At 60.9% G+C, this 23858-nt stretch carries 20 protein-coding genes and 1 pseudogene; 17 read left to right on the top strand and 4 right to left on the bottom strand.

Features of this window, described 5'->3' with window-relative positions:
* The first annotated feature begins 165 nt into the window (after nt 1-165).
* Nucleotides 166-1071 (top strand): hypothetical protein, encoded by a 906-nt coding sequence (locus tag RHM60_RS05690; protein ID WP_209982699.1) that lies wholly within the window; start codon nt 166-168, stop codon nt 1069-1071.
* 223 nt (nt 1072-1294) lie between these two features.
* On the opposite strand, the gene RHM60_RS05685 is transcribed toward RHM60_RS05690, so the two are convergent.
* Nucleotides 1295-2191, bottom strand: a complete 897-nt coding sequence (locus RHM60_RS05685) for a MurR/RpiR family transcriptional regulator (protein WP_231422963.1) — start codon at nt 2189-2191, stop codon at nt 1295-1297.
* A 283-nt stretch (nt 2192-2474) separates the two neighbouring features.
* Between RHM60_RS05685 and RHM60_RS05680 the strand changes: the two genes are divergently transcribed.
* The 13 genes and pseudogenes from RHM60_RS05680 (at nt 2475) to RHM60_RS05620 (ending at nt 17136) form a co-directional block, all read left to right on the top strand.
* Entirely contained in the window at nt 2475-4412 is a 1938-nt protein-coding gene (locus RHM60_RS05680) for a bifunctional 5-dehydro-2-deoxygluconokinase/5-dehydro-2-deoxyphosphogluconate aldolase (RefSeq protein WP_322213910.1), read from the top strand.
* 84 nt (nt 4413-4496) lie between these two features.
* On the top strand, nt 4497-5390 hold the full coding sequence (iolE, locus tag RHM60_RS05675; protein ID WP_231422965.1) for a myo-inosose-2 dehydratase: 894 nt from the start codon (nt 4497-4499) through the stop codon (nt 5388-5390).
* A complete protein-coding gene (gene iolB, locus RHM60_RS05670; protein ID WP_322213909.1) occupies nt 5387-6175 on the top strand; it encodes a 5-deoxy-glucuronate isomerase in 789 nt (262 codons plus the stop codon). The genes iolE and iolB overlap by 4 nt, the downstream gene beginning before the upstream one ends.
* Before the next feature lie 74 nt (nt 6176-6249).
* Nucleotides 6250-6558: pseudogene (locus tag RHM60_RS05665) on the top strand (TIM barrel protein); the annotation flags it as partial.
* A gap of 40 nt (nt 6559-6598) precedes the next feature.
* A complete protein-coding gene (gene iolD, locus RHM60_RS05660) occupies nt 6599-8530 on the top strand; it encodes a 3D-(3,5/4)-trihydroxycyclohexane-1,2-dione acylhydrolase (decyclizing) (protein WP_322213907.1) in 1932 nt (643 codons plus the stop codon).
* A gap of 19 nt (nt 8531-8549) precedes the next feature.
* On the top strand, nt 8550-9560 hold the full coding sequence (locus RHM60_RS05655; protein ID WP_322213906.1) for a Gfo/Idh/MocA family oxidoreductase: 1011 nt from the start codon (nt 8550-8552) through the stop codon (nt 9558-9560).
* A gap of 90 nt (nt 9561-9650) precedes the next feature.
* Nucleotides 9651-10679 carry a Gfo/Idh/MocA family oxidoreductase gene (locus tag RHM60_RS05650; protein WP_322213904.1) on the top strand — a complete coding sequence of 343 codons (1029 nt, stop codon included), beginning with the start codon at nt 9651-9653 and terminating at the stop codon, nt 10677-10679.
* Nucleotides 10680-10807: 128 nt separating this feature from the next.
* The gene (locus tag RHM60_RS05645; protein ID WP_209982683.1) at nt 10808-10984 is read left to right on the top strand and encodes a hypothetical protein; all 177 of its coding nucleotides are present in this window, start codon (nt 10808-10810) and stop codon (nt 10982-10984) included.
* 49 nt (nt 10985-11033) lie between these two features.
* Nucleotides 11034-11969 (top strand): sugar ABC transporter substrate-binding protein, encoded by a 936-nt coding sequence (locus RHM60_RS05640; RefSeq protein ID WP_209982681.1) that lies wholly within the window; start codon nt 11034-11036, stop codon nt 11967-11969.
* Between the two features lie 63 nt (nt 11970-12032).
* Nucleotides 12033-13586: a sugar ABC transporter ATP-binding protein gene (locus RHM60_RS05635; protein ID WP_209982679.1), complete on the top strand. Its 1554-nt coding sequence runs from the start codon at nt 12033-12035 to the stop codon at nt 13584-13586.
* 25 nt (nt 13587-13611) lie between these two features.
* Nucleotides 13612-14634 carry an ABC transporter permease gene (locus tag RHM60_RS05630; RefSeq protein ID WP_058411640.1) on the top strand — a complete coding sequence of 341 codons (1023 nt, stop codon included), beginning with the start codon at nt 13612-13614 and terminating at the stop codon, nt 14632-14634.
* 329 nt (nt 14635-14963) lie between these two features.
* The gene (locus tag RHM60_RS05625) at nt 14964-15368 is read left to right on the top strand and encodes a TraR/DksA family transcriptional regulator (RefSeq protein ID WP_003191666.1); all 405 of its coding nucleotides are present in this window, start codon (nt 14964-14966) and stop codon (nt 15366-15368) included.
* 94 nt (nt 15369-15462) lie between these two features.
* Nucleotides 15463-17136: a methyl-accepting chemotaxis protein gene (locus RHM60_RS05620; RefSeq protein ID WP_416195165.1), complete on the top strand. Its 1674-nt coding sequence runs from the start codon at nt 15463-15465 to the stop codon at nt 17134-17136.
* Between the two features lie 33 nt (nt 17137-17169).
* Here RHM60_RS05620 and RHM60_RS05615 read toward each other — a convergent pair whose 3' ends face one another.
* The 3 genes from RHM60_RS05615 to RHM60_RS05605 all read right to left on the bottom strand — a co-directional run bounded on the left by RHM60_RS05615 (nt 17170) and on the right by RHM60_RS05605 (nt 18098).
* The gene (locus tag RHM60_RS05615; RefSeq protein WP_209982677.1) at nt 17170-17412 is read right to left on the bottom strand and encodes a DUF2789 domain-containing protein; all 243 of its coding nucleotides are present in this window, start codon (nt 17410-17412) and stop codon (nt 17170-17172) included.
* A 70-nt stretch (nt 17413-17482) separates the two neighbouring features.
* Nucleotides 17483-17713 carry a hypothetical protein gene (locus RHM60_RS05610; protein ID WP_209982675.1) on the bottom strand — a complete coding sequence of 77 codons (231 nt, stop codon included), beginning with the start codon at nt 17711-17713 and terminating at the stop codon, nt 17483-17485.
* Nucleotides 17714-17822: 109 nt separating this feature from the next.
* Nucleotides 17823-18098: a hypothetical protein gene (locus RHM60_RS05605; RefSeq protein WP_209982673.1), complete on the bottom strand. Its 276-nt coding sequence runs from the start codon at nt 18096-18098 to the stop codon at nt 17823-17825.
* A gap of 403 nt (nt 18099-18501) precedes the next feature.
* Here RHM60_RS05605 and RHM60_RS05600 point away from each other — a divergent pair, with 403 nt between their 5' ends.
* The 3 genes from RHM60_RS05600 to RHM60_RS05590 all read left to right on the top strand — a co-directional run bounded on the left by RHM60_RS05600 (nt 18502) and on the right by RHM60_RS05590 (nt 23786).
* On the top strand, nt 18502-18951 hold the full coding sequence (locus tag RHM60_RS05600) for a hypothetical protein (RefSeq protein WP_209990392.1): 450 nt from the start codon (nt 18502-18504) through the stop codon (nt 18949-18951).
* A gap of 133 nt (nt 18952-19084) precedes the next feature.
* Nucleotides 19085-20095: an ABC transporter substrate-binding protein gene (locus RHM60_RS05595; RefSeq protein WP_322213895.1), complete on the top strand. Its 1011-nt coding sequence runs from the start codon at nt 19085-19087 to the stop codon at nt 20093-20095.
* 1198 nt (nt 20096-21293) lie between these two features.
* Complete coding sequence (locus tag RHM60_RS05590; RefSeq protein ID WP_322213894.1) at nt 21294-23786, top strand: TonB-dependent siderophore receptor; 2493 nt, start codon at nt 21294-21296, stop codon at nt 23784-23786.
* Nucleotides 23787-23858 lie beyond the last annotated feature (72 nt).

Raw genomic sequence — 23858 nt, 5'->3', positions numbered from 1 at the left:
CCGCTCGAAACCCGGGTTTATTGCAACTTGCATGGATTGTGTAAGTTCAATTTAGTTAAGTTGTTGAAATATATAGATTTTATTTTTAGAGGGGGCTGGCACGCGGCCTGCACTGTCCCTTTTGAGACTTGTAACACTTTTTTTCCTGCCGGGAGCACAACAACAATGATCACATCATCCACCACGCTTCAAGAATCGAGCGCGCGCTCCGGGGTTTCCTGGGGGGCGATTTTTGCTGGCGCCGCTGCGGCGGCTGCACTGTCCCTGATCCTCGTACTGCTGGGCTTCGGCCTGGGTTTCTCGGCGGTATCGCCGTGGGCCGACAGCGGCATGAGTGCCAAGGGCCTTGGCATTTCCACCATTATCTGGCTGGCTTTCACCCAGATCGTCGCATCGGGCCTGGGCGGTTACATCGCCGGTCGCTTGCGCGTGAAGTGGGCCAACATGCATGGCGATGAAGTGTACTTTCGCGACACCGCCCACGGCTTCCTGGCCTGGGCCGTGGCCACCCTGATCACGGCCGTACTGGTCGTCGGCTCGGTGAGCAGCGTCGTCGGCGGTGGTGTCAAAGCCGGTGCCAGCGTGGCGTCGGGTGCGGCAAGCGGCATGACCCAGGCCGCCGGCAGCATGGCCAAGGGCGCCCACAGCGGCGACTTCGGCTACTACGTCGACAGCCTGTTCCGTGATGATCGCCCTGCAGCGGTCAGCGATGACGCAGCGCATGCCGTGGTCGGTCGCATCTTCGCTCGTACCCTGAGCAACGACGGCCAGCTGGCACCGGAAGACCGTACCTACCTGGCTCAACTGATCAGCCAGCGCACCAACCTCAGCCAGGCCGATGCCGAAGCGCGTATCGACAAGGTGTATGGCGACGCCCGCAAAGCCATCGAAGACGCCAAGCTCAAAGCCAAGCAAGCTGCCGACACGGCCGCGAAAGTGGCCGCGTACGCCTCGCTGTGGACTTTCGTGTCGCTGTTGATCGGTGCGTTCTTCGCCAGCTTCGCTGCCACCTTCGGCGGTCGCCGTCGCGATGCGGTGGTGTACGTCGAAACCGAAAACTACGTTCGTTAAATAAGGAAGAACATCATGCGCTCATTACTTCTGTGGTTCCTTGGCGTGCCAATCCCGTTGATCATTCTGATCGCGATCTTCATGCACTGATCCGAGCCAGGCTCCATCCCGATGTGGGAGGGGGCTTGCTCCCGATAGCGGTATGTCAGCTGGCCTGTTCAGCACTGACACATCGCTATCGGGAGCAAGCCCCCTCCCACATTTTGTTTTGCAGGGTGTCAGGTCAGTCGTCGAAACCCACTTGCTCGTGAATCTCGTCCACTTTCAATTCGAGGCGGTAAGCCACGGCGATGAACAAGGCCTGGCACAGGCACAATGTTGCGCTCAATGAGCGGAACGCAAAGGATGATCCCTCGTTGACCAGCAGCACCGCATTCGCGCGCTTGGCCAGGGGCGAGAGGTTGCTGTCGGTAATGATCAGCGTCCTGGCCTGATGGTGCTGGGCGATGCGCAGGCAGTGCTGGGTCTCTTTGCCGTAGGGTGTAAAGCTGATGGCGATCACCAGGTCATTGGCGCGCACGCTGCGCATCTGCTCGCGGTAGCTGCCGCCCAGGCCCGAGACCAGGTGGATGCGCTTGTTGGTGTGCTGCAGGTTGTAGACCAGGTAGTCGGCCACCGCAAACGAACGGCGCACGCCCACCACATAGATGTTGTCGGCGTTGACCACCAGGTCCACGGCCTTGTCGAACGCCACGTCATCCAGCTCCAGCCCCAGCCGCTCGATGCCCGATAACGTGGCATTCACGCACTCACGCGCCAGGTCGCCGCCGCTGGCCTTCTGCGACTTGTTGGCGATCATGCTGCGAATGCGCTGCTGGTAGTTCTGCACGGGCGTGGTCTTGTGCGTATACGCCTCGCGAAACAGCGTCTGCATCTCACTGAACCCGCTGAAGCCGAAGCGCTGGGAAAAACGCACGATGGCCGAAGGGTGCACTTCACATTCGCGGGCAATGTCGCTGATGCGGTCGACCATGATCCGGTCGCTCTGCTGGCTCATGTAGCTGGCGATGCGCTTGAGCTGGCGAGGCAGGCTCTCGTATTCATCGGTGATCAGCTGCAGCAAACGTTCGGCATTGAGCGGGGGGCTGGCGAGAGCGTCTTGTGAAGGGGTCTCGGACATGGGCAATCCTTCTGGCGTGTCGGTCTGGTGCGCTGGGCGGTGGCGCCAGTCTACAGGGTAGGCGCAAAAAAATACCTCGGCATCACGGCCGGCGGGGCTGCTGAAACGATGCACTGCGGCTGGCGTGAAGCTATGCTGGCGTATTGGAAAAAATATTCCAATAAAAATAATTATGGAATAAATATTGATCGGTGTCGCCGGACGTTCTAGTCTGCTCCCACCAAGAGCGTTTGCCGTCGCCACGGCGGCACAACGCAGGCTGATAAAAATAACAGGAGCCAGCATGGGCCAGACTCGTTTTGCCAGTGGGCGTCAATTGGATCTGATTTGCCTCGGGCGCCTGGGCGTCGACCTCTATGCGCAGCAAGTGGGGGCGCGGCTTGAGGACGTCACCAGTTTCGCCAAATACCTCGGCGGGTCATCCGCCAATATCGCGTTCGGCACTGCACGCCTGGGGCTCAAGTCGGCGATGCTCAGCCGCGTCGGTGACGACCATATGGGCCGTTTCCTGGTGGAGTCCCTGAGCCGCGAAGGCTGCGATGTGAGCGGTATCAAGGTCGACCCGGAACGCCTCACCGCGCTGGTGCTGCTCGGGCTCAAGGACCGCGAAACCTTCCCCCTGGTGTTCTACCGCGAAAACTGCGCCGACATGGCCCTGCGCGCCGAGGACATCGACGAGGCCTTTATCGCTTCCAGCAAGGCGCTGCTGATCACCGGCACGCATTTCTCCACCGACAGCGTGTACAAGGCCAGCATCCAGGCGCTGGATTACGCGGCCCGGCACAACGTCAGGTGCGTGCTGGACATCGACTACCGTCCGGTGCTGTGGGGCCTGGCGGGCAAGGCCGACGGCGAGACGCGCTTTGTGGCCGACCAAAATGTCAGCCAGCACGTGCAGACCATCCTCCCGCGTTTCGACCTGATCGTCGGCACCGAAGAAGAATTCCTCATCGCTGGCGGCAGTGAAGACCTGCTTACCGCGCTGCGCACGGTGCGCGAGCTGACCCCGGCGACGCTGGTGGTCAAACTGGGCCCGCAAGGCTGCACGGTGATCCACGGCGCGATCCCGGCCAGCCTGGAAGACGGCGCGATTTACCCCGGTGTGCGCGTGGAAGTGCTCAATGTGCTGGGGGCCGGCGATGCGTTCATGTCGGGATTTTTAAGTGGCTGGATCAATGACGCCAGTGACGAGCGTTGCAGCCAGCTGGCCAACGCCTGTGGTGGCCTGGTGGTGTCGCGTCACGCCTGTGCCCCGGCGATGCCAACGCGCGCCGAACTGGATTACCTGTCCAGCAGCCCGGTGCCCATCACCCGGCCGGATCAGGACGAAACCCTGCAACGCCTGCACCGGGTCACGGTGCCGCGCAAAACCTGGAAGCAGCTGTTTGTGTTCGCCTTTGACCATCGCTGGCAACTGGTGGAGCTTGCGCGAAAAGGTGGCCAGGACCTGACCCGCATCAGCGACATCAAGCAGCTGTTTATCCAGGCCATCGAACGCGTGGAGCACAAGCTGCGCGAGCAGGGCGTCGAGGCCGATGTGGGCCTGCTGGCCGACCAGCGTTTCGGCCAGGACGCGCTCAACGCTGCCAGCGGTCGCGGCTGGTGGATTGCGCGCCCGGTGGAAGTGCAGAACTCACGGCCGCTGGCGTTTGAACACGGCCGCTCGATTGGCAGCAACCTCATCGCCTGGCCCCACGAACAGATCATCAAGTGCCTGGTGCAGTTTCACCCGGATGACGAGCCTCTGCTGCGCCTGGAACAGGAAGCGCAACTCAGGGCGGTGTACGACGCATCGCTGGTCAGCGGCCATGAACTGCTGCTGGAAGTCATCCCGCCCAAGGATCACCCGTCGCCGCACCCGGATGTGCTCTACCGCAGCCTCAAACGGTTGTACAACCTGGGCATCTACCCGGCGTGGTGGAAGATCGAGGCGCAGTCGGCCGAGGCGTGGACAAAGCTCGATGAGCTGATCCTTGAGCGCGACCCGTATTGCCGTGGCGTGGTATTGCTGGGCCTGAATGCGTCCGCTGAATGCCTGGCGGAGGGCTTTCAACAAGCCAGCCACAGCACCACCTGCCGGGGTTTTGCGGTGGGCCGCACGATCTTCCAGGAGCCAAGCCGCGCGTGGATGGCGGGGGAGATCGATGACGACATGCTGGTTGAGCAAGTGCAGAAGACCTTTGAACAGCTCATCAACGCCTGGCGCAGCGCTCGACATTAAACGCGATCCACTGTGGGAGGAGGCGAGCCCCCTCCCACATAAAGCAGATCTCAGTGATACCTGAAAACAATAAAAGGTGCAGCCATGCCCGCAATCCGAATTGGCATCAACCCGATCTCCTGGAGCAACGACGACCTGCCGGCCCTGGGCGGTGAAACGCCGCTGAGCACCGCGCTGAGCGAAGGCCAGGCCATCGGCTACGAAGGGTTTGAACTCAACGGCAAGTTCCCCAAAGACGCCCAGGGCGTCGCCGATGTGCTGCGCCCCTATGAGCTGGCGCTGGTCTCCGGCTGGTACTCCAGCCGTCTGGCGCGCCGCTCGGTGGCCGAAGAAATCGAGGCGATTGGCGGCCACGTTCAATTGCTCAAACACAACGGTGCCAAGGTACTGGTGTATGGCGAAGTTGCCGATTCCATCCAGGGTTCGCGCATTCGCCTGATCGAACGCCCGCGTTTTCACAGCGAACAGGCCTGGCAGGATTACGCCGACAAGCTCACGGAGCTGGCGCGCTTTACCCTGTCCCAGGGCGTGCGCCTGGCCTACCACCACCATATGGGCGCCTACGTCGAGTCCCCGCAGGACATCGACCAGTTGATGCAGCGCACCGGTCCCGAAGTCGGCCTGCTGTTCGATTCGGGCCATTGCTACATGGGCGGCGGCGAACCGCTTGAAGTGCTGCGCAAACACATCGACCGCGTTTGCCACGTGCATTTCAAGGACGTGCGCAAACCGGTGGTGCAACTGGCGCGCAACCAGATGTGGAGCTTCCCCGACTGCATCGTCAACGGCACCTTCACCGTGCCTGGCGATGGCGACATCAACTTTGCCGAACTGCTCGATGTATTGCTGGCGGCCCGATACGAGGGCTGGCTGGTGGTGGAAGCCGAGCAGGACCCTGCCGTGGCGCCCAGCTATGTCTATGCGAAAAAAGGCTATGACACCTTGCGCGCGCTGCTCGATGAGAGGACCCAACCATGAGCCTGTTGGTTAAAAGCAGCAAACGCGGACAAACCATGGTCGCCCTGGAAGAAGGGCGCCTGGAGTACGTGGGCTTCAGTGCATACCGCCTGAGCCTGGGCGAAACCCTGCCGGTCAGCGCCGGCGACAAAGAGCTGTGCCTGGTGCTGCTCAGTGGCCGGGTGACTATTCAAGGCGAAGGTTTCGACTGGCAGAACCTCGGTGATCGCCACTCGGTGTTCGAGGACAAATCGCCGTTTGCCGCCTACCTGCCGCCGGGCACAGATGCCCAGGTGACCGCCTTGAGCGATGTACAAGTCGCCGTGTGCGCCGCCCCCGGCGCCGCAGGTTTCGAGCCGCGCCTGATCCGCCCCGAAGACTGCAAACGCAGCGTGCGCGGCAAGGGCGCCAACACCCGTTATGTGTGCGATATCCTGCCCGACAGCGAGCCGGCCCACTCGCTGCTGGTGGTGGAGGTGCGCACGCCGTCCGGGCACTCGTCGAGCTACCCGCCGCACAAACACGACACCGACGACCTGCCGCACCAGAGCTTTCTGGAAGAGACCTACTACCACCAGATCAACCCGCCCCAGGGCTACGTGTTCCAGCGTGTCTACACCGACGATCGCAGCATCGATCAGGCCATGGCCGTGGAAAACAGCGACCTGGTGGTGGTGCCCAAGGGGTATCACCCGGTCAGCGTGCCGTACGGCTACGAGTCCTATTACCTGAACGTGATGGCCGGGCCCAAGCGCGCCTGGCATTTCCACAATGACCCGCAGCACAGCTGGCTGCTGGACCTTTAAGCTGTTTTGGACGGGGAACAACAACAATGAAATCGCCGTTACGTTTCGCCCTCAACCGCATGGTTGCGCCGCACCTGGTGCATGACACCTTCCACCATCACCTGGCCGGCGAGCAGGCGTTCTTCGCGCCACTCACCGGGCTGGTGCATATCTGCGGCGTGGAAGATGCCGATGCGCCGCTCAATTCGATCCGCGACGGTCACCGTGTACGGGTGGGCGAGGGCGATATCCTCGGCAATGCGGCGCAGATCGACAGCTTGCTCGGCAGCGGCTACAGGGGCTATCTGTCGTTCGAACCGTTTGCCGAAAGCGTGCATTGGATGGCGGATATTCAGCAGGCGTTGGGAGCCAGCATGACCCTGTTGCAAAAGTTTCGGGCATAACCGAGCCCCAATGGATCTGAATTGACACAAGGTGCAAGTGATGACCACCACCCGATTGACCATGGCCCAGGCCCTGGTGAAATTTCTGGATAACCAGTACATCGAAGTCGATGGCGTACAGAGCAAATTCGTCGCCGGGGTATTCACTATTTTCGGCCACGGCAATGTGCTGGGCCTGGGCCAGGCGCTCGAGCAGGACAGCGGCGACCTGGTGGTGCATCAAGGCCGCAACGAGCAGGGCATGGCCCATGCCGCCATCGGGTTCGCCAAGCAGCACCTGCGCCGCAAAATCTATGCGTGCACCGCGTCCGTCGGCCCGGGTGCGGCGAATATGCTCACCGCTGCGGCGACCGCCACCGCCAACCGTATTCCGTTGCTGCTGTTGCCCGGCGATGTCTACGCCAGCCGCCAGCCCGACCCGGTGTTGCAGCAGATCGAGCAGTTCCACGACCTGAGCATCAGCACCAACGATGCGTTCCGCTCGGTGAGCAAATACTGGGACCGCATCAACCGTCCCGAGCAGTTGATGAGCGCCGCGATCCACGCCATGCGCGTGCTGACCGACCCCGCTGAAACCGGCGCCGTGACTCTGGCATTGCCGCAGGACGTGCAGGCTGAAGCCTGGGATTATCCGGATTATTTCCTGCAAAAGCGCGTGCACCGCATCGAGCGTCGTGCGCCCACTGCCGCGATGATCGGCGATGCATTGGCGGTGTTCCGGGGCAAGCGCAAGCCGCTGATCATCTGTGGCGGCGGGGTGAAGTACGCCGGCGCGAATGCGGCGCTGCAAGCCTTTGCCGAGCGTTTTGACATTCCCTTCGCCGAGACCCAGGCGGGCAAGAGTGCCGTGCTGTCCAGCCATGCGCTCAATGTGGGCGGTATCGGCGAAACCGGCTGCCTGGCGGCCAACCTGCTGGCGCCGGAGGCGGACCTGATCATCGGCGTCGGCACCCGTTATAGCGACTTCACCACGTCGTCCAAGTCTCTGTTCAAACACCCCGAGGTGAGGTTTCTGAACCTCAATATCAGCCCGTGCGACGCGTTGAAGCTGGACGGTGTGCAGGTGCTGGCGGACGCCAGGGTGGCCCTCGAAGCACTGGCCGATGCGCTCGGCGACTACCGCGCGGGCTGGGGCGAACAGGTGAGCGACGCGAAGGCGCAACTGGAGGCCGAGCTGGATCGCGTGCACAACGTGCAGTACCACGGCGATGATTTCGTGCCCGAGGTCGACGACCCGCTGGACCGCGCGGTACTGCGCGAATTCATCGAGCTCACCGGCTCCTGCCTCACCCAGAGCCGCGTTCTTGGCGTGCTTAATGAAAGCCTGGCCGACGACGCCATTATCGTCGCCGCCGCCGGCAGCCTGCCGGGTGATTTGCAGCGGGCCTGGCGCAGCAAGGGCGTCAACACCTACCACGTCGAATACGGCTATTCGTGCATGGGCTACGAGATCAATGCGGCCCTCGGCGTGAAGCTCGCCGAACCGCAGAAGGAGGTGTATGCGCTGGTTGGCGACGGCTCCTACATGATGCTGCATTCGGAACTGGTCACCTCGATCCAGGAGCGGCGCAAGATTAACGTGGTGCTGCTGGACAACATGGCCTTCGGTTGCATCAACAACCTGCAGATCGGCAACGGCATGGACAGCTTTGGCACCGAATTCCGCTACCGCAACCCCGAGACCGGCAAGCTCGACGGCGGCCTGGTGCCGGTTGATTTCGCCATGAGCGCGGCGGCCTATGGCTGCAAAACCTACAAGGTCAGCAACGTGGAACAGCTGCAAGCGGCCCTGGCTGATGCGCGCACGCAAAGCGTCTCGACCCTGATCGATATCAAGGTGCTGCCCAAGACCATGGTCCACGGCTACCTGTCGTGGTGGCGGGTGGGGGTGGCGCAGGTGTCCACCAGCGAGCGCACCCGTGCAGCCGCCGCAAAACTCAATGAACAGTTGGCCAAGGCCAGGCAGTACTAACAACAAGAGGAGTGTTTGCATGTCTTTGAAGCTTGGAGTGATCGGCACGGGCGCCATTGGCCGAGACCATATTCGTCGGTGCAGCCAGACGTTGCTCAACAGCCAGGTCGTGGCGGTGACGGACATCAACCTTGAACAGGCCGCCCGGGTGGTTGCCGAGTTGCAGCTGGATGCCGAGGTGTACCCGGACGGCCATGCGCTGATCCATTCGCCGCAGGTCGAGGCGGTTTTGGTGACGTCCTGGGGGCCGAGCCACCAGGCGTTTGTGCTCGCCGCCATCGCTGCCGGCAAGCCGGTGTTCTGCGAAAAACCCCTGGCCGTGACGGCCGAAGGTTGCCGGGCGATCGTCGATGCCGAAGTGGCCCACGGCAAGCGTCTGGTGCAAGTGGGCTTCATGCGCCCCTACGACGCTGGTTATCGAGCCCTCAAGGCGGTGATCGACAGCGGCCAGATTGGCGAGCCCTTGATGCTGCACTGCGCGCATCGCAACCCCAGGGTGGGCGACAACTACAAGACTGACATGGCAATTACCGACACGTTGATCCACGAGCTGGATGTGCTGCGCTGGCTGCTCGACGACGACTACGTCTCGGTGCAAGTGGTGTTCCCGCGCAAGAGCAGCAAGGCCCTGGCCCATCTGCGCGATCCACAAATCGTGCTGCTGGAGACCGCCAAAGGCACGCGCATTGACGTGGAGGTGTTTGTGAACTGCCAGTACGGCTACGACATCCAGTGCGAAGTGGTGGGGGAGACCGGTATCGCCAAATTGCCGGAACCGTCCCAGGTGCAATTGCGCAGTGAGGCGAAGCTGTCCAACGCCATTTTGATGGACTGGAAAGACCGTTTTGTCGGCGCCTATGACGTCGAATTGCAGGCGTTTATCGACAGCGTGCGCGCCGGCCAGGTCGGCGGGCCGTCGGCGTGGGACGGCTTTGCAGCGGCCGTGGCGGCGGACGCGTGCATCGAGGCGCAAAACAGCGAGCAGATTGTGAACGTCAGCCTGCCGCAGCGTCCGGGTTTTTATAACTGAACCTCTGCAGATGCGCGATCAAACAGGTGGGAGGAAGTTCGCTTGCTCCCCCCTGGATTGGCCTTGCCTCTCAATAAAGGAACACGCGTTATGCGAATCGGACTTGTCGGCTACGGCCACGGAGGGCGTTTTTTTCATGCGCCGCTGATTGCAACATTGCCGGGCGCGACGTTTGTGGGCGTGGTCACACGATCAATCGAACGCCGCGAGCAACTGGCAACCGATCACCCGGGTATCCCGGCATTCGACGCCATCGGCCAGATCGTCGAAGCCGGCGTTGATGCGCTGGTTATCTCCACCACGCTCAAAGGCCGCCCGGCCCTGGTGCTGGAAGCCATCGAGCACGGCGTGGCGGTGGTCAGTGACAAACCCTTCGCCAGCAACGCCGAACAGGCCCAGGCGCTGATCACGGCCGCCGAGCGCCATGACGTCTTGCTGAGCGTCTACCAGAACCGCCGTTGGGACTCCGATTACCTGACCGTGCGCAAGCTGATTGACGCCGGCGCACTGGGCACCATTACGCGCTTTGAATCCTGTGTGGAGCGCTACCGTCCGCAGGGCGTCGGCAATGCCAGTGGCGGCGGCTGGCTACGTGACCTCGGCAGCCATCTGGTGGACCAGGCGCTGCAACTGTTCGGCCCGGTGGACCAGGTATTTGCGCAATTGCATTACCCCGCCGAACACCCCAGCGTTGACCATGGTTTCTTCGTGTCGCTGACCCATGCCAACGGCGTCATTTCGCACCTGCGGGGCAATGGTCTGCAAAACAGCCCGGCTTCGCGTTTTCGCGTGAGCGGCACCCTCGGGTGCTACACCGTGGAAGGCCTGGACGGCCAGGAAGCGGCACTGATGGCCGGCAAGTCGCCGAAAACCGAAGGCGAGCATTGGGGGGCGGAAGAGCATCGCCGCTGGGGCTGGTTTGAACAAGGCGAGCAGCGCGAACGGGTGCCCACCGAAAAAGGCTGCTGGACGCACTTCTACAGCCAGTTGCAGCGTGCTGTGGAAGGGCAGGGGCCCTTGCCGGTAAACGCCTATGACGCGCTGGAAACCACCCGTATATTGGACGCTGCACGCCTGAGTGCGGAGCGTCAGCAAGTGGTTTCAACTAAAATGGAATAAAATTCTAAAATAGGTTGATATAGAAATTATTTTCCAATAAAGTCTTTTGCAGGTTGCATAAAGTACGTTCCGGACCTGATTCCGGCGACTCAACAAAAACAAGATCAAAAACAACCAGGTACCGTCAGATGAAAATCTTCAACGCCGTACTGCGAGTTTTACGCCTTTCTCACACGCCACGCGGCCTGCCCCGCGCCCGGCCTTTCTACTTCTCCTTTCTCAATGTGCTGTGCGTCGAAAACCACGGCGCGCTGGTGTGCTGCATTCCCGGCGCGCCGGTGGTTCGACTGCCCGCCGAGTCCTGATTAACGCAACGTCCAGAAAACCAACAATAAATGTGGAGACAGACCGTTCATGAAGACCCCGATCCGTTTTACCGCGCTGGCCTTGTCCCTGTGGCTGGCCAGCGGTATGGCCGCCGCCGCCGATATCAAGGTGGGCGTGAGCATGTCCGCCTTCGATGACACCTTCCTTACCTACCTGCGCGAAGACATGGACAAGCAGGCCAAGTCCTATCCCAAGGGTGACGGTGTGCAGCTGCAATTCGAAGACGCCCGCGCCGACGTGGTGAAGCAGCTGAGCCAGGTCGAGAATTTCATCAGCCAGAAGGTCGACGCGATCATCGTCAACCCGGTGGACACCGCATCGACCAAAAACATCATCAGCGCAGCCACCAAAGCGGGCATCCCGCTGGTGTTCGTCAACCGCCGCCCGGACCAGAAAGACCTGCCCAAGGGCGTGGTGGCCGTGACCTCCGATGACGTCGAGGCCGGCAAGCTGCAAATGCAATACATCGCCGAAAAACTCGGTGGCAAGGGCAAAATCGTGATCCTGCTGGGGGATCTTGCGAACAACTCCACGACCAACCGCACCAAGGGCGTGAAAGAGGTGCTGGCCAAGTACCCCGACATCAAGATCGAGCAGGAACAGACCGGTATCTGGCTGCGTGACAAGGGCATGACCCTGGTCAACGACTGGCTGACCCAGGGCCGCGAGTTCAACGCAGTGCTGGCCAACAACGATGAGATGGCCATCGGCGCGTCCATGGCGTTGAAATCGGCAGGCACCAAACCCGGCACAGTGCTGATTGCCGGCGTCGACGGAACCCCGGACGGGCTGAACGCGATAACGAAGGGTGACATGGCCGCCTCGGCGTTCCAGGACGCCAAGGGGCAGGCAGTGGGCTCGGTGGAAGCAGCGCGCAAGATGGCGAAGCAGGAGCCCGTCGAGCAGAACGTGATTATCCCGTTCAAGCTGATCACGCCGGACAACGTCAACGACTTCAAATAGCAGTGACATAACAACAATAAGCGGCAGGGCGGTCACGGCCGTCCTGCCGATGGAGTACTCCCCATGCTCGCTCAAGCGACTGCCTCGCAGCCCCCTGGTATCCAGCCACTGGCGCTGGACGAACCCTACCTGCTGGAAATCGTCAACATCAGCAAAGGCTTTCCCGGCGTCGTGGCCCTGGACGATGTGCAATTGCGCGTACGCCCGGGCTCGGTGCTGGCGCTGATGGGCGAGAACGGTGCCGGCAAGTCGACGTTGATGAAAATCATCGCCGGCATCTACCAGCCCGACGCCGGCGAAATCCGTCTGCGCGGCCAGCCGATCGTGTTTGAAACGCCGCTGGCCGCGCAGAAGGCGGGCATCGCGATGATCCATCAGGAACTCAACCTGATGCCGCACATGAGCATCGCCGAGAATATCTGGATCGGCCGTGAGCAGCTCAACAGCCTGCACATGGTCAACCACCGCGAAATGCACCGCTGCACCGCCGAGTTACTGGCGCGGCTGCGCATCAACCTGGACCCCGAGGAGCAGGTCGGCAACCTGAGCATCGCCGAGCGGCAGATGGTCGAGATTGCCAAGGCAGTGTCCTACGACTCCGACATCCTGATCATGGATGAACCGACCTCGGCGATTACCGAGAAGGAAGTCGCCCACCTGTTTTCGATCATTGCCGACCTCAAGTCCCAGGGCAAAGGCATTGTCTACATCACCCACAAGATGAACGAAGTGTTCGCCATCGCCGATGAAGTGGCGGTATTTCGTGACGGCCGCTACATCGGTTTGCAGCGCGCCGACAGCATGAACAGCGACAGCCTGATCTCGATGATGGTGGGCCGTGAGCTTAGCCAGCTGTTCCCGGTGCGCGAGACGCCGATTGGCGACTTGCTGCTGTCGGTGCGCGACCTGACGCTGGACGGCGTATTCAAAGGCGTGTCGTTTGACCTGCACGCCGGTGAGATCCTCGGTATCGCCGGGCTCATGGGCTCGGGCCGCACCAATGTGGCCGAAGCCATTTTCGGCATCACCCCCAGCACCAGCGGGCAGATCACCCTGGACGGCACGCCGGTGCGCATCAGCGACCCGCACATGGCCATCGAGAAGGGCTTTGCGCTGTTGACCGAGGATCGCAAGCTCAGCGGTCTGTTCCCGTGCCTGTCGGTGCTGGAAAACATGGAAATGGCCGTACTGCCGCACTATTCGGACAACGGTTTTATCCAGCAGAAAGCCTTGCGCGCGCTGTGCGAAGACATGTGCAAGAAGCTGCGGGTCAAAACCCCGTCGCTGGAGCAGTGCATCGACACCCTGTCCGGCGGTAATCAGCAGAAGGCTTTGCTGGCGCGCTGGCTGATGACCCATCCACGCTTGCTGATCCTGGATGAACCGACCCGTGGTATCGACGTGGGCGCCAAGGCCGAGATCTATCGCCTGATCTCGTTCCTCGCCAGCGAAGGCATGGCGGTGATCATGATTTCGTCGGAACTGCCCGAGGTGCTCGGCATGAGCGACCGGGTGATGGTGATGCACGAAGGCGACCTGATGGGCACGCTGGATCGCAGCGAGGCGACCCAGGAAAAAGTCATGCAACTGGCGTCGGGTATGACCACAGTCGACTGATTACAGAATAAGAAGGTGATTGGCTATGAACGCAATAACGGACAACAAGCCGGCTACGGCGCCGGTCAAGCAGCGTCGGCGCTTGCCCACCGAACTGAGCATTTTTCTGGTGTTGATCGGCATCGGCCTGGTGTTTGAGCTGTTCGGCTGGATCGTGCGGGACCAGAGCTTTTTGATGAACTCCCAGCGCCTGGTGCTGATGATATTGCAGGTGTCGATCATTGGTTTGCTGGCTATCGGGGTGACCCAGGTGATCATCACCACCGGCATCGACCTGTCGTCGGGCTCGGTGCTGGCGCTGTCGGCAATGATTGCCGCCAGCCTGGCGCAGACCTCGGACTTTTCCCGCGCGGTGTTTCCATCGCTCACCGACCTGCCGGTGTGGATCCCGGTGGCGATGGGGCTCGGTGTGGGGCTGCTGGCCGGCGCGATCAACGGCAGCATCATTGCGGTGACCGGCATTCCGCCATTTATTGCGACGCTGGGCATGATGGTTTCGGCCCGTGGCCTGGCGCGCTACTACACCGAAGGGCAGCCGGTGAGCATGCTGTCGGATTCCTACACCGCCATCGGCCATGGCGCCATGCCGGTGATCATCTTTCTGGTGGTGGCGGTGATCTTCCACATCGCCCTGCGCTACACCAAGTACGGCAAGTACACCTACGCCATCGGCGGCAACATGCAGGCCGCGCGCACGTCGGGCATCAACGTCAAGCGCCACCTGATCATCGTCTACAGCATCGCTGGCCTGCTCGCGGGCCTGGCCGGTGTGGTCGCCTCGGCACGTGCCGCCACCGGCCAGGCGGGCATGGGCATGTCCTATGAACTGGACGCGATTGCCGCTGCGGTGATCGGCGGCACCAGCCTTGCGGGCGGGGTAGGGCGCATCACCGGCACGGTGATAGGCGCGCTGATCCTCGGGGTGATGGCCAGCGGGTTCACCTTCGTGGGGGTTGATGCGTATATCCAGGACATCATCAAGGGGCTGATCATTGTGGTGGCGGTGGTGATTGACCAATATCGCAACAAACGCAAGCTCAAGCGCTGAACGGCAGGTTGCAAGCTGCAGGCTGAAGTGGAGCGCCTTGCAGCTTGTCGCTTGCAGCATGCGGCTTATAGCCGCTTTACGAACTTTCCTGCTATAAACGCACTCCGATAACCATTCGCCAAGCCCGTCCTGGTGCCTTTGGGGGTTAATCGGGAAAAAATGCCTGTCATTTCAGTTGCTGCGCCCTCAAGTCGGCCTTAGACTGCCGCCCCTCTTAAATTGAGTGCCGGGTGGCGCTTGGAATGGATGGCGCCTTTCCGAGACCTGCAGAGGTCGACCGGAACGCTCCCTTATTCGCCTTAATGCACGTATTTTTTATAGAGAAATCAATGACAAAGGAAAAGTTGCTGGCCATGCCGGCGGATGACTACATGAATGCCGAACAGCACGCTTTTTTCGAGAAGTTGCTGCAGGACATGAAAGTCGAGCACCACGAGCGCATTGAGCAGAACCGTATCGCCATTGAAAGCCTGGACACCCCGGCCGACCCGGCCGACGCCGCCTCCGTTGAAGAAGAGCGCACCTGGCTGGTCAATGCCATCGACCGCGACCAGCGCATGCTGCCGCAGTTGGAGCGCGCCCTGGAGCGTATCAAGGAAGATTCCTTTGGCTGGTGTGACGACAGCGGCGAGCCTATCGGCCTCAAGCGCCTGCTGATCAGCCCTACCACCAAATACTGCATCGAGGCCCAAGAGCGCCACGAGCAGATCGACAAGCATCAGCGCCAGGCCTGATGCGGTGAAGCTGGGGCGCCGTGCCTGCGGCCCCCCAGGGCAATCCCGTTACACCTCCTCTGTTGATGTGCTGCAAGCCCCCCACTAAAGGCCCATGGATAATGGCCCGATAGTGGCGTCTAATGCAGGCACAACAACGACAAGCAGTGGGGTAACGACGATGGCTGGAGATGGATCTCTGATAGGCATGGCAATGCCACCGCAAGCGGTGAGCAGGCTGCCCGTCTGGCTGATGCCGCTTATGCAGAGCGCCGCCATGGTGCTGGTGCTGCTGGGACTGGCATTTGCCGGTCTGCCGCTGTACGTGTGCCTGCCACTGGCCTTGCTGGTGATCTGGCTGCCGCGCTTGAAAACCCGCACGCCTGCCGTGACCTCGATCAATACCGTCGATGCAATCGGCGAGTTGACGCGCGACCTTTCCCATACCACCAGCCATAACGCATTGTCAGCCGCAGGCGTGGCCTATTCGGTCAAGCAACTGGCGGCGCGCCTGCAATCCCAGCTGAGTGCGGCCAAACAGATCGTCAGCAGCGCTGAAGTGATGATCGGCACCGAGCAGGTGACCGCCCAGCTCAGCCGCCAGGCCCTTGGCGCGGCCAGCCAGGCCCATCAGCGCAGCAGTGAAGGCCGCGAGGTGCTGGCCCAGTCCATCACGCGTATGCACCAGCTCAGCCAGCGCGCCAATGCCAGCCGTGAGCTGATCGAAGCGTTGAGCCAGCGCAGCGAAGAAATCCAGCGTGTGACCCTGGTAATCCAGTCCATCGCCAGCCAGACCAACCTGCTGGCCTTGAACGCCGCCATTGAAGCAGCACGGGCCGGCGAGCACGGACGCGGATTTGCGGTGGTGGCCGATGAAGTGCGGGGGCTGGCCGGGCGTACCGCCAAGGCCACCGACGAAGTCGGCGTGATGGTGGCGGATATCCAGCAGCGCACGGCCCAGGTGGTGGAGCAGATTCGCCAACTGTCGGCGGATTTGAACACCGGCGTCGCGCAGGTGGAGGAAGCGGGCGAACAGTTGGAGACCATCGCCAGCCTGGCGGCGGATGTGGAAGGGCAAGTCAACGAAATCGCCCAGGGCAGCGACACCAATCGCGCGCAGCTCGACAGCCTGTTCCATGCGGTGGAGCAGATGCGCAGTGACCTCACGGTGAGCGACCAGCAGACGCGCCAGTTGGCGGACGCCGCGGTGCAGATGGAAGCGCAGGCGGAGACCATCAGCGAGCGTTTGGCCGAGGTCGGTCTGGATGACTATCACCAGCGTGTCTACGACCTGGCCCGCGAGGGGGCCAACCGTATCGCCGAACAGTTCGAGGCGGATGTGCAGCAGGGCCGAATCAGCCTGGATGACCTGTTCGACCGCAGCTATACGTTGATACCCAATACCAGCCCGAGTAAATATCACACGCGTTTTGACGGCTACACCGACAAGGTGCTGCCGGCGATCCAGGAAGCCTTGCTGCCGCGCCATGAGGGGCTGGTGTTTGCGATTGCCTGCACGCCGCAGGGCTACGTGCCGACGCATAACCAGGCGTTTTCACAGGCGTTGACGGGAGATGCTCAGGTGGACGCGGTGCAAAATCGCACCAAGCGCAAGTTCGAGGACCGCACCGGCATCCGCTGCGGCAGCCACCAGCAGGCGGTGTTATTGCAAACCTATACCCGCGATACGGGTGAGTTGATGCATGACCTGTCGGTGCCGATCAGCGTCAAGGGCCGGCATTGGGGCGGCCTGCGCCTGGGCTATAAGCCCGAGGCGGCCAAGGTTTAGTTCGCCGCCACGGTCATCTGGCTATGGGATGAGTCAAGCTTCCGGGGATTCATGCAGCAACGCATTCAGATCATCCACGGCCGGCGCCCATTCGGCGTCAACATGCAATTGTTCCTTGAGGAAGCTCGCCTGCTGCTCACTCCAGAACGGCGCATCGATCAGCTTTACGTCATTGGGCAGGCGGTGTTCTGCGGTGAAGCGCTCGATCCCTGCCTGGCTCGAATCCAGGCCCAGTTGATCGAACAGGGTTTCCAGCGTCGGGGTAGTAGTGTCCATCGGTTTCTCCATGCGGGCTGACCATCGTATGCATGGGAGACCTGTGGCGCGCCAGAGTTCGATCCGATTCTCAGGAGGTCAGGGCGCCTGAATCCACAGCGGCCTTGAGCGCCTGGGCTGACTCGCGGCCAGCAACCGCAGCCGTCTCGAATGTCTTGAACCAACGGTCTTTTTCCACCTGATGTGTGGTGACGGTGGTCAGCGGTGGTTTGGCGCGCATCACGATTACCGCCTGAAACTCACCCTCTATTTCCCGTGCATCGCCGTGGATGAAAAACTCGCCAATATCAAATTCCGTCACGTATTGCCTTCCCTTCAAGGTAACTGCACTGCTGAAACCGCACCCACATGGGCAAACTTCAATGGACGCGGCAGTATGGCAGTTGTTGAAGGGTGGTGGCGCAGTAAAGTCATCGGTGTGACGAACCGCTCGTCCCGTGAAGGGCGTACAGGCTGGCTTCCAGTTGCCGGGCCAGTTCGCAGGCCTTGCCGTGGTGGCTGCGAAAGCCGCGAATTCTGCCGCTGGTCACTTCCAGAATATGGAAGAAGTTACGTCCGGCCGGTAGAACTTGGTAAAGAACGGAATTGGAGTACCCCTCGGGGTCAGGCAGGCAGTAGTATTGGCGCCCGTCCTGCGCAGATGAACAGGTACGGGAAGACGTAGCATCGTGTAGGCGTGGTTGCATGGTCAGCTCCTTTTGATTGATCCTGTGCACTCATCGGCAGCGTTTCGAGTGGTTTTGAACGGCGGTGCTGTTTTAGTATTGTCGCCGGCAACCCGTCTGGTTCCATGCTCAAATGTTTTGTTTTGTAGGGTGCGTGGGAATTGTGCGCACTGGACCGGGTTATTCTCTGAAGTAGCGCGGCCCGTATTCTCTGGCCGTTGAACCTGTGATTTGCTGTGACGCCGGATGACCTTGCACAAGGTCCATCGTGCGCGCCTGTACTAGTCTTAAGGCGCAGCAGGGTCTTCTTCAGTTTTTTAACGACTATGTGATCGTGCCTTAGGGCCGTTTTTTGTGCTGCCTGCTCCGGCGGGCGGCACTATTTCAATGTGGGGGCGTTTCCTTGGCAGTCAGTAATCTGGATATGCACGCGTTGTTCGTGCTGGGTGATTTGCGCGCAAAGTTGGTCAAGCAGTTTCAATCGCGGTTTGTTTACATCACTGAACAGACGCCGGAAGGCATCTACATTGCCGAAATCGACACCGAGGCGGCCCTGGTCGTCGACGACAAGCCGCGTCTGGAACTGAAGGTGGGCGACCATTTTCGCGCCGCCGTGTTGCCCAGTCGTGAAGGCGGCAAGTTCGAATTGAAGTTTCGCGATATCAAGTTGACGGTGTACGGCCTGGGCGATTACGCCTTTGTTTCGTCAGCCGAAGGCCAAGGCATCGTGTTCAAGGAAGGCCACAGCGTGATGCTGGTATTCGCCGCCCATGAACAGTTGCAGGAAGGCTTGACCAAGACCCTCAAGGCCGTCACCGGCAAAGCCGCCAAGTGGCGCAAGGGTGAGCTGGTGACCTTCAAGGCCAGCGAGTAACCGCAGCAGGCTCTTTGATTCCTTTCTCTTTGCGGAACCTCTACTACAGTTGAGCTGACTTAACTATTCAGAGGCTTCGCGCATAGGCAGCAAGCCGTCCGTCAGTGGCTGCACAGAGGCGAGGTGGGAAGGCATGAAAGGATTGAGAACCCTGTTGGCTGCGGCTGTGACGACATTGAGTCTGTCGTTGCCGGTGTCGGCGGCGCAGGCCCCCGTGCATTTTGCCGACCTGAATTGGGAAAGCGGCAGCCTGATCACCGAAGTGCTGCGTTTTATCGTCGAAAAGGGCTATGACCTGCCCACCGACACCTTGCCCGGCACCACCATCACCCTGGAAACCGCCCTGGCGAAAAACGATATCCAGGTGATCGGCGAAGAATGGGCCGGCCGCAGCCCGGTGTGGATCAAGGCTGAAGCCGAAGGCAAAGTGGTGGGCCTGGGCGATACGGTCAAGGGCGCTACCGAAGGCTGGTGGGTGCCGGAATACGTGGTCAAGGGTGACCCGTCCAAAGGCCTCAAACCGCTGGCGCCGGACCTGAAGACCGTGCAGGACCTGGCGCGCTACAAGGACGTATTCAAGGACCCGGAATCGCCCGGCAAGGGCCGCTTTCTCAACAGCCCCATTGGCTGGACGTCCGAAGTGGTCAACAAGCAGAAGCTCAAGGCCTATGGCCTGGACGACAGCTACGTGAACTTCCGCAGCGGCTCGGGTGCAGCACTGGACGCCGAGATAGCCTCATCGATCCGCCGAGGCAAGCCGGTACTGTTCTACTACTGGTCGCCGACTCCATTAATGGGTCGCTACAAACTGATTCAGCTGGAAGAACCACCGTTTGACGCTGACGCCTGGAAGACCCTCACCGACGCCGACAATCCCAACCCTCGTCCCACTCGGTCGCTGGCGTCCAAGCTGAGCATCGGCGTATCCACGCCATTCCAGCAGCAACATCCGCAGATCGCCGAGTTCTTCACCAAGGTGCAGTTCCCCATCGATCCACTGAACAAGGCCCTGGCAACCATGAGCGAAAATCACACAGCACCAAGGCAAGTGGCCCAGGCGTTTCTCAAGGAACATCCTGAGGTGTGGAAAGCCTGGTTGACGGCGGAGGTGGCGCAGAAGGTTGAGGCTGGTTTGAAGGAGTAGCTGTTTTGCTGTTCAGGGGGCATGGGCCTTGCCAGGCAACTGCACAACCATGGAGGTCGAGCTTGTGTGGTGAGCGGGCTTGCCCTAATGCCAGTCAGTTAAGCCAGCGTGATGCTCGAAGCAACGAGCGGTGCGACTTTTCGGTGTACATATCGGTTGTGCGGTAACGGCGGCTTAGGGTTCCGCCCTTACGGCGGCTCACTTTTGAAAAGCGCAAAAGTAAGCAAAACGCTCTTGCCCCAACACTCGGCACCTCGCCCAGGCTCGGTGTGCCCGAACGCAGGCTTTGGAGCGTGGGCCGCCGCGATGGGCCATCCATGGCCCAGCGCGGCTAACCCGGCGTCCTGCCGGGTTACCCACGCTCCAAAACCTGCGTTCGGCCAGCGTGTTTGACGGGGCGCCTAAGATCAAGATCAAGAGCGCGGCGGCCTGAGAGCCGACCGGAATGGTTTGCGAACTCTGTACAAAATGTGGGAGGGGGCTTGCTCCCGATGGCGTCGGCCCAGCAAACATTGACGTTGACTGACACACCGCTTTCACAGGCAAGTCGAATCGTCGCACCACCGCTCCCACAGGGACGCTGCGCTTAACTGACTGGCATTATGGCTTGCCCCGCGTTGGGCTGCGAAGCAGCCCTGGTGCAATACCGGTGCATCGCACAGCTCAGCCGCGAATTCGCCACCAGACCACGGCAGCGTTCAAACTTTCGGCGCTGGAGATCTTTCTGGTTGCTATAGAGTTTATTGACATTGCCTTGGCTGGTGTATCTGCGGGTTGTGTTGTATTTCTTTCCGGACCACTGTTGCGATTTGCAATAGGTTTGGCGCGATAGTCATGGTGATATTGCGAGGACGATTTGAGTCTTGGAGTTGATGGGTTTTCAATAGGGTGGGTGGGCGAGGTTTGCCAAGTTGAATGTGTATTTTAATTCGCCGTAGTGTTTGGAGATAGACGTTTGTTAGCGGTTTGGAATTCAAGCCTGCTCAGATATTTGCCGGATAGAGATGGATCTTTGCAGCTTTTAGATCAACGAATTCGTGTTCTTTAGGCATAGGTCCCTCGAGTTCAATTAGGATTATAGAATCACCAACCCGTCTGCTTGCAAAGCACCCGCCCAAATAAAAAACGCTCTCATCCTTGCCCGATGTTGCGACCTGGCCGTCATGATTAATAGAACCTTCATTACGCAGGATTTTCCATGTCGCGCTTTGCCCGTCCCTTGCATCCACTGGCCCTGTCGGTGGCGATCGCCTTTGCCGCCGCGCCGTTGCTGGCGGTCCAGCCCGTCTTTGCCGAAGACAGCAGCAGCGCCTTGCGCCGCTTCCAGGTTCCGGCCGGTGATTTGAGTCAGGCGCTCAATAGCCTGGCCGAGCAGGCAGGGCTGGTGCTGGCCTTTGATGCGAGCCTGACCCGAGGCAAGCGCAGCAGTGGCCTCGGCGGGCAGTACGAGACGGATGCGGCGCTGGCCCGGTTGCTCGCCGGCAGCGGTTTGCAGGCGCTGAAGATGGGCGCCGACCGTTACCGGCTCGAAGCCGTCCCGGATAGCGGCGGCGTCACGGAGTTGCAGGCCACCACTATCAGCGCGGCCTACCAGACCGAAAGCCCCACCGGGCCGGTGGCCGGCTATGTGGCCAGCCGCAGCCTGTCAGGCACCAAGACTGACACGGCGCTGATCGAAACCCCGCAGTCGATCTCCGTGGTCACCAAGGACCAGATGCGCGCGCAGAACGCCGAAAGCCTCAATCAGATCCTGCGCTACAGCGCCGCCGTGGTTCCGGAAACCCGCGGCGCCACCGCTTCGCGTCTCGACCAGCTCACCATCCGTGGATTCGCCCCGGCCACCTACCTGGACGGCTTGCGCGTGCCGTCAAGCCGCGACGCCTTGCCGCAAAAGGACGCGTTCGACCTGGAGCGCGTCGAAGTGCTGCGCGGCCCGGCGTCGGTGCTGTACGGCCAGGGCACGCCGAGCGGGGTGATCAACATGGTCACCAAACGCCCGCTGGATACGCCGTTCCATGAAGTGGGCGTGGAGTACGGCACCTTCAACAAAAAACGCACCACCTTCGACCTGAGCGGGCCGATTGACGATCAGGGGGTATATGCCTACCGCGTTGCCGGACTTTTCGATGACGCCGACGGCCAGGTGGAACACACCGAAACCCGTCGCCAATCGCTGTCCAGCGCCTTCACCTGGCGCCCGGATGACGCCACTTCGCTCACTTTGCTGGGGCATTTTCAGAAGGACCCGAAGGGCGCGTCCTACGGGTCGGTGCCGGCCTGGGGCTCGGTGCTGCACAGCCCGACCGGGCGCAGGATTGATGTGGACTTCTATGATGGCGAGAGGAATTTCGAGAAGAGTGACCGCGCGTACTACTCCCTCGGCTATGCGTTCGAGCATCATTTCAACGATGTCTGGACCGTGCGCCAAAACGCCCGTTACCTGCGTGCCGAAGGCGTCTACCGCAGCATCTATAACAGCAACTTGCAGGCTGATTACCGCACGGCCACGCGCTCGACCATCGCCACGGATGTGGACATGGACGCCTACACCGTCGATAACCAGTTGCAGGCCAAATTCGATACCGGGCCGTTGCAGCACACCTTCCTCACGGGTCTGGATTACCAGAACACCAGCACCGACACCAAGGCGGGCTACGGCAAGGGACCGAACCTGGATATCTTCGAACCGGTCTACGGCGCGCCCGTGACCACACCTGCCTTCGGCACCGACGCCACGTCGCGCAGTGAACAGACCGGGGTGTACCTGCAAGAGCAAATGAAGTGGGACAAATGGGTGCTGCTGCTCGGCGGTCGCTATGACTGGGCCAGCACCGACAGCACCACCAAGGCGCTGAGCAACGGCGCCAAGAGCAAGTCCTCACTGGACAGCCATGCGTTCACTGGTCGAGTCGGTCTGGTGTATCTGTTCGATAACGGCCTGGCGCCGTATGCCAGTTATGCGGAGTCGTTCAATCCGCAGTCGGGCACCGGCTACGGCGGTTCGGTGTTCAAACCGACCGAAGGCACGCAGTATGAAATCGGCATCAAGTACCAGCCGCCGGGCAGCAACAGCTTTATCACCGCAGCCATTTTCGACCTGCGCCAGCGTAACGTTCCGACCCTTGATCCGGACCCGTCCCATATGTGCGGTAACGGCCGCTGTTCGATCCAGGATGGCGAACAGCAATCCCGTGGCTTTGAACTGGAAGGCAAAGCCAGCCTCAACGACAACCTGGATATAACCGCCGCCTATGCCTATCTGGATAACCGCGCCAGCCAGTCCAACAGCACCGCGCAGTACGCGCCGATCACCGATATCGGCATCGGCCCGGCGGTTCCGGTCAAAGGCACCACGACTTACGGTCTGCCGCGTCACACGGCATCGGCGTGGGCGGACTACACCTTTCACGACGGCCAGTTGAAGGGCTTTGGCGTGGGAGCCGGTGCGCGCTATGTCGGCTCCTCATGGGGTGATACCGCCAACACCCTGAAGGTGCCGGGTTACACCTTGTTCGATGCGGCGGTGCACTACGATATTCCCAACATCGCCAACCCCAGGGACAACCTGCGCCTGGCCGTGAACGCCTCCAACCTTGCGAACAAGGAATACGTCGCGTCGTGCCTGTCGTATTCGTGGTGCTGGTACGGCTCACAACGCACCGTGCAGGCAAGCGCCACTTATCAGTGGTAAATAAGGCAATCTGATGGCCCCCATGTAACAAAATCCTCGCCAGAATCGCTTTTATTTTCAGGTGGTTAGGTG

Source organism: Pseudomonas sp. MH9.3 (genome assembly GCF_034354675.1).
Classification (GTDB): Bacteria; Pseudomonadota; Gammaproteobacteria; order Pseudomonadales; family Pseudomonadaceae; genus Aquipseudomonas.
The sequence above is the reverse complement of the archived record's forward strand: the minus strand, read 5'-3'. Positions and strand labels throughout refer to the sequence as shown.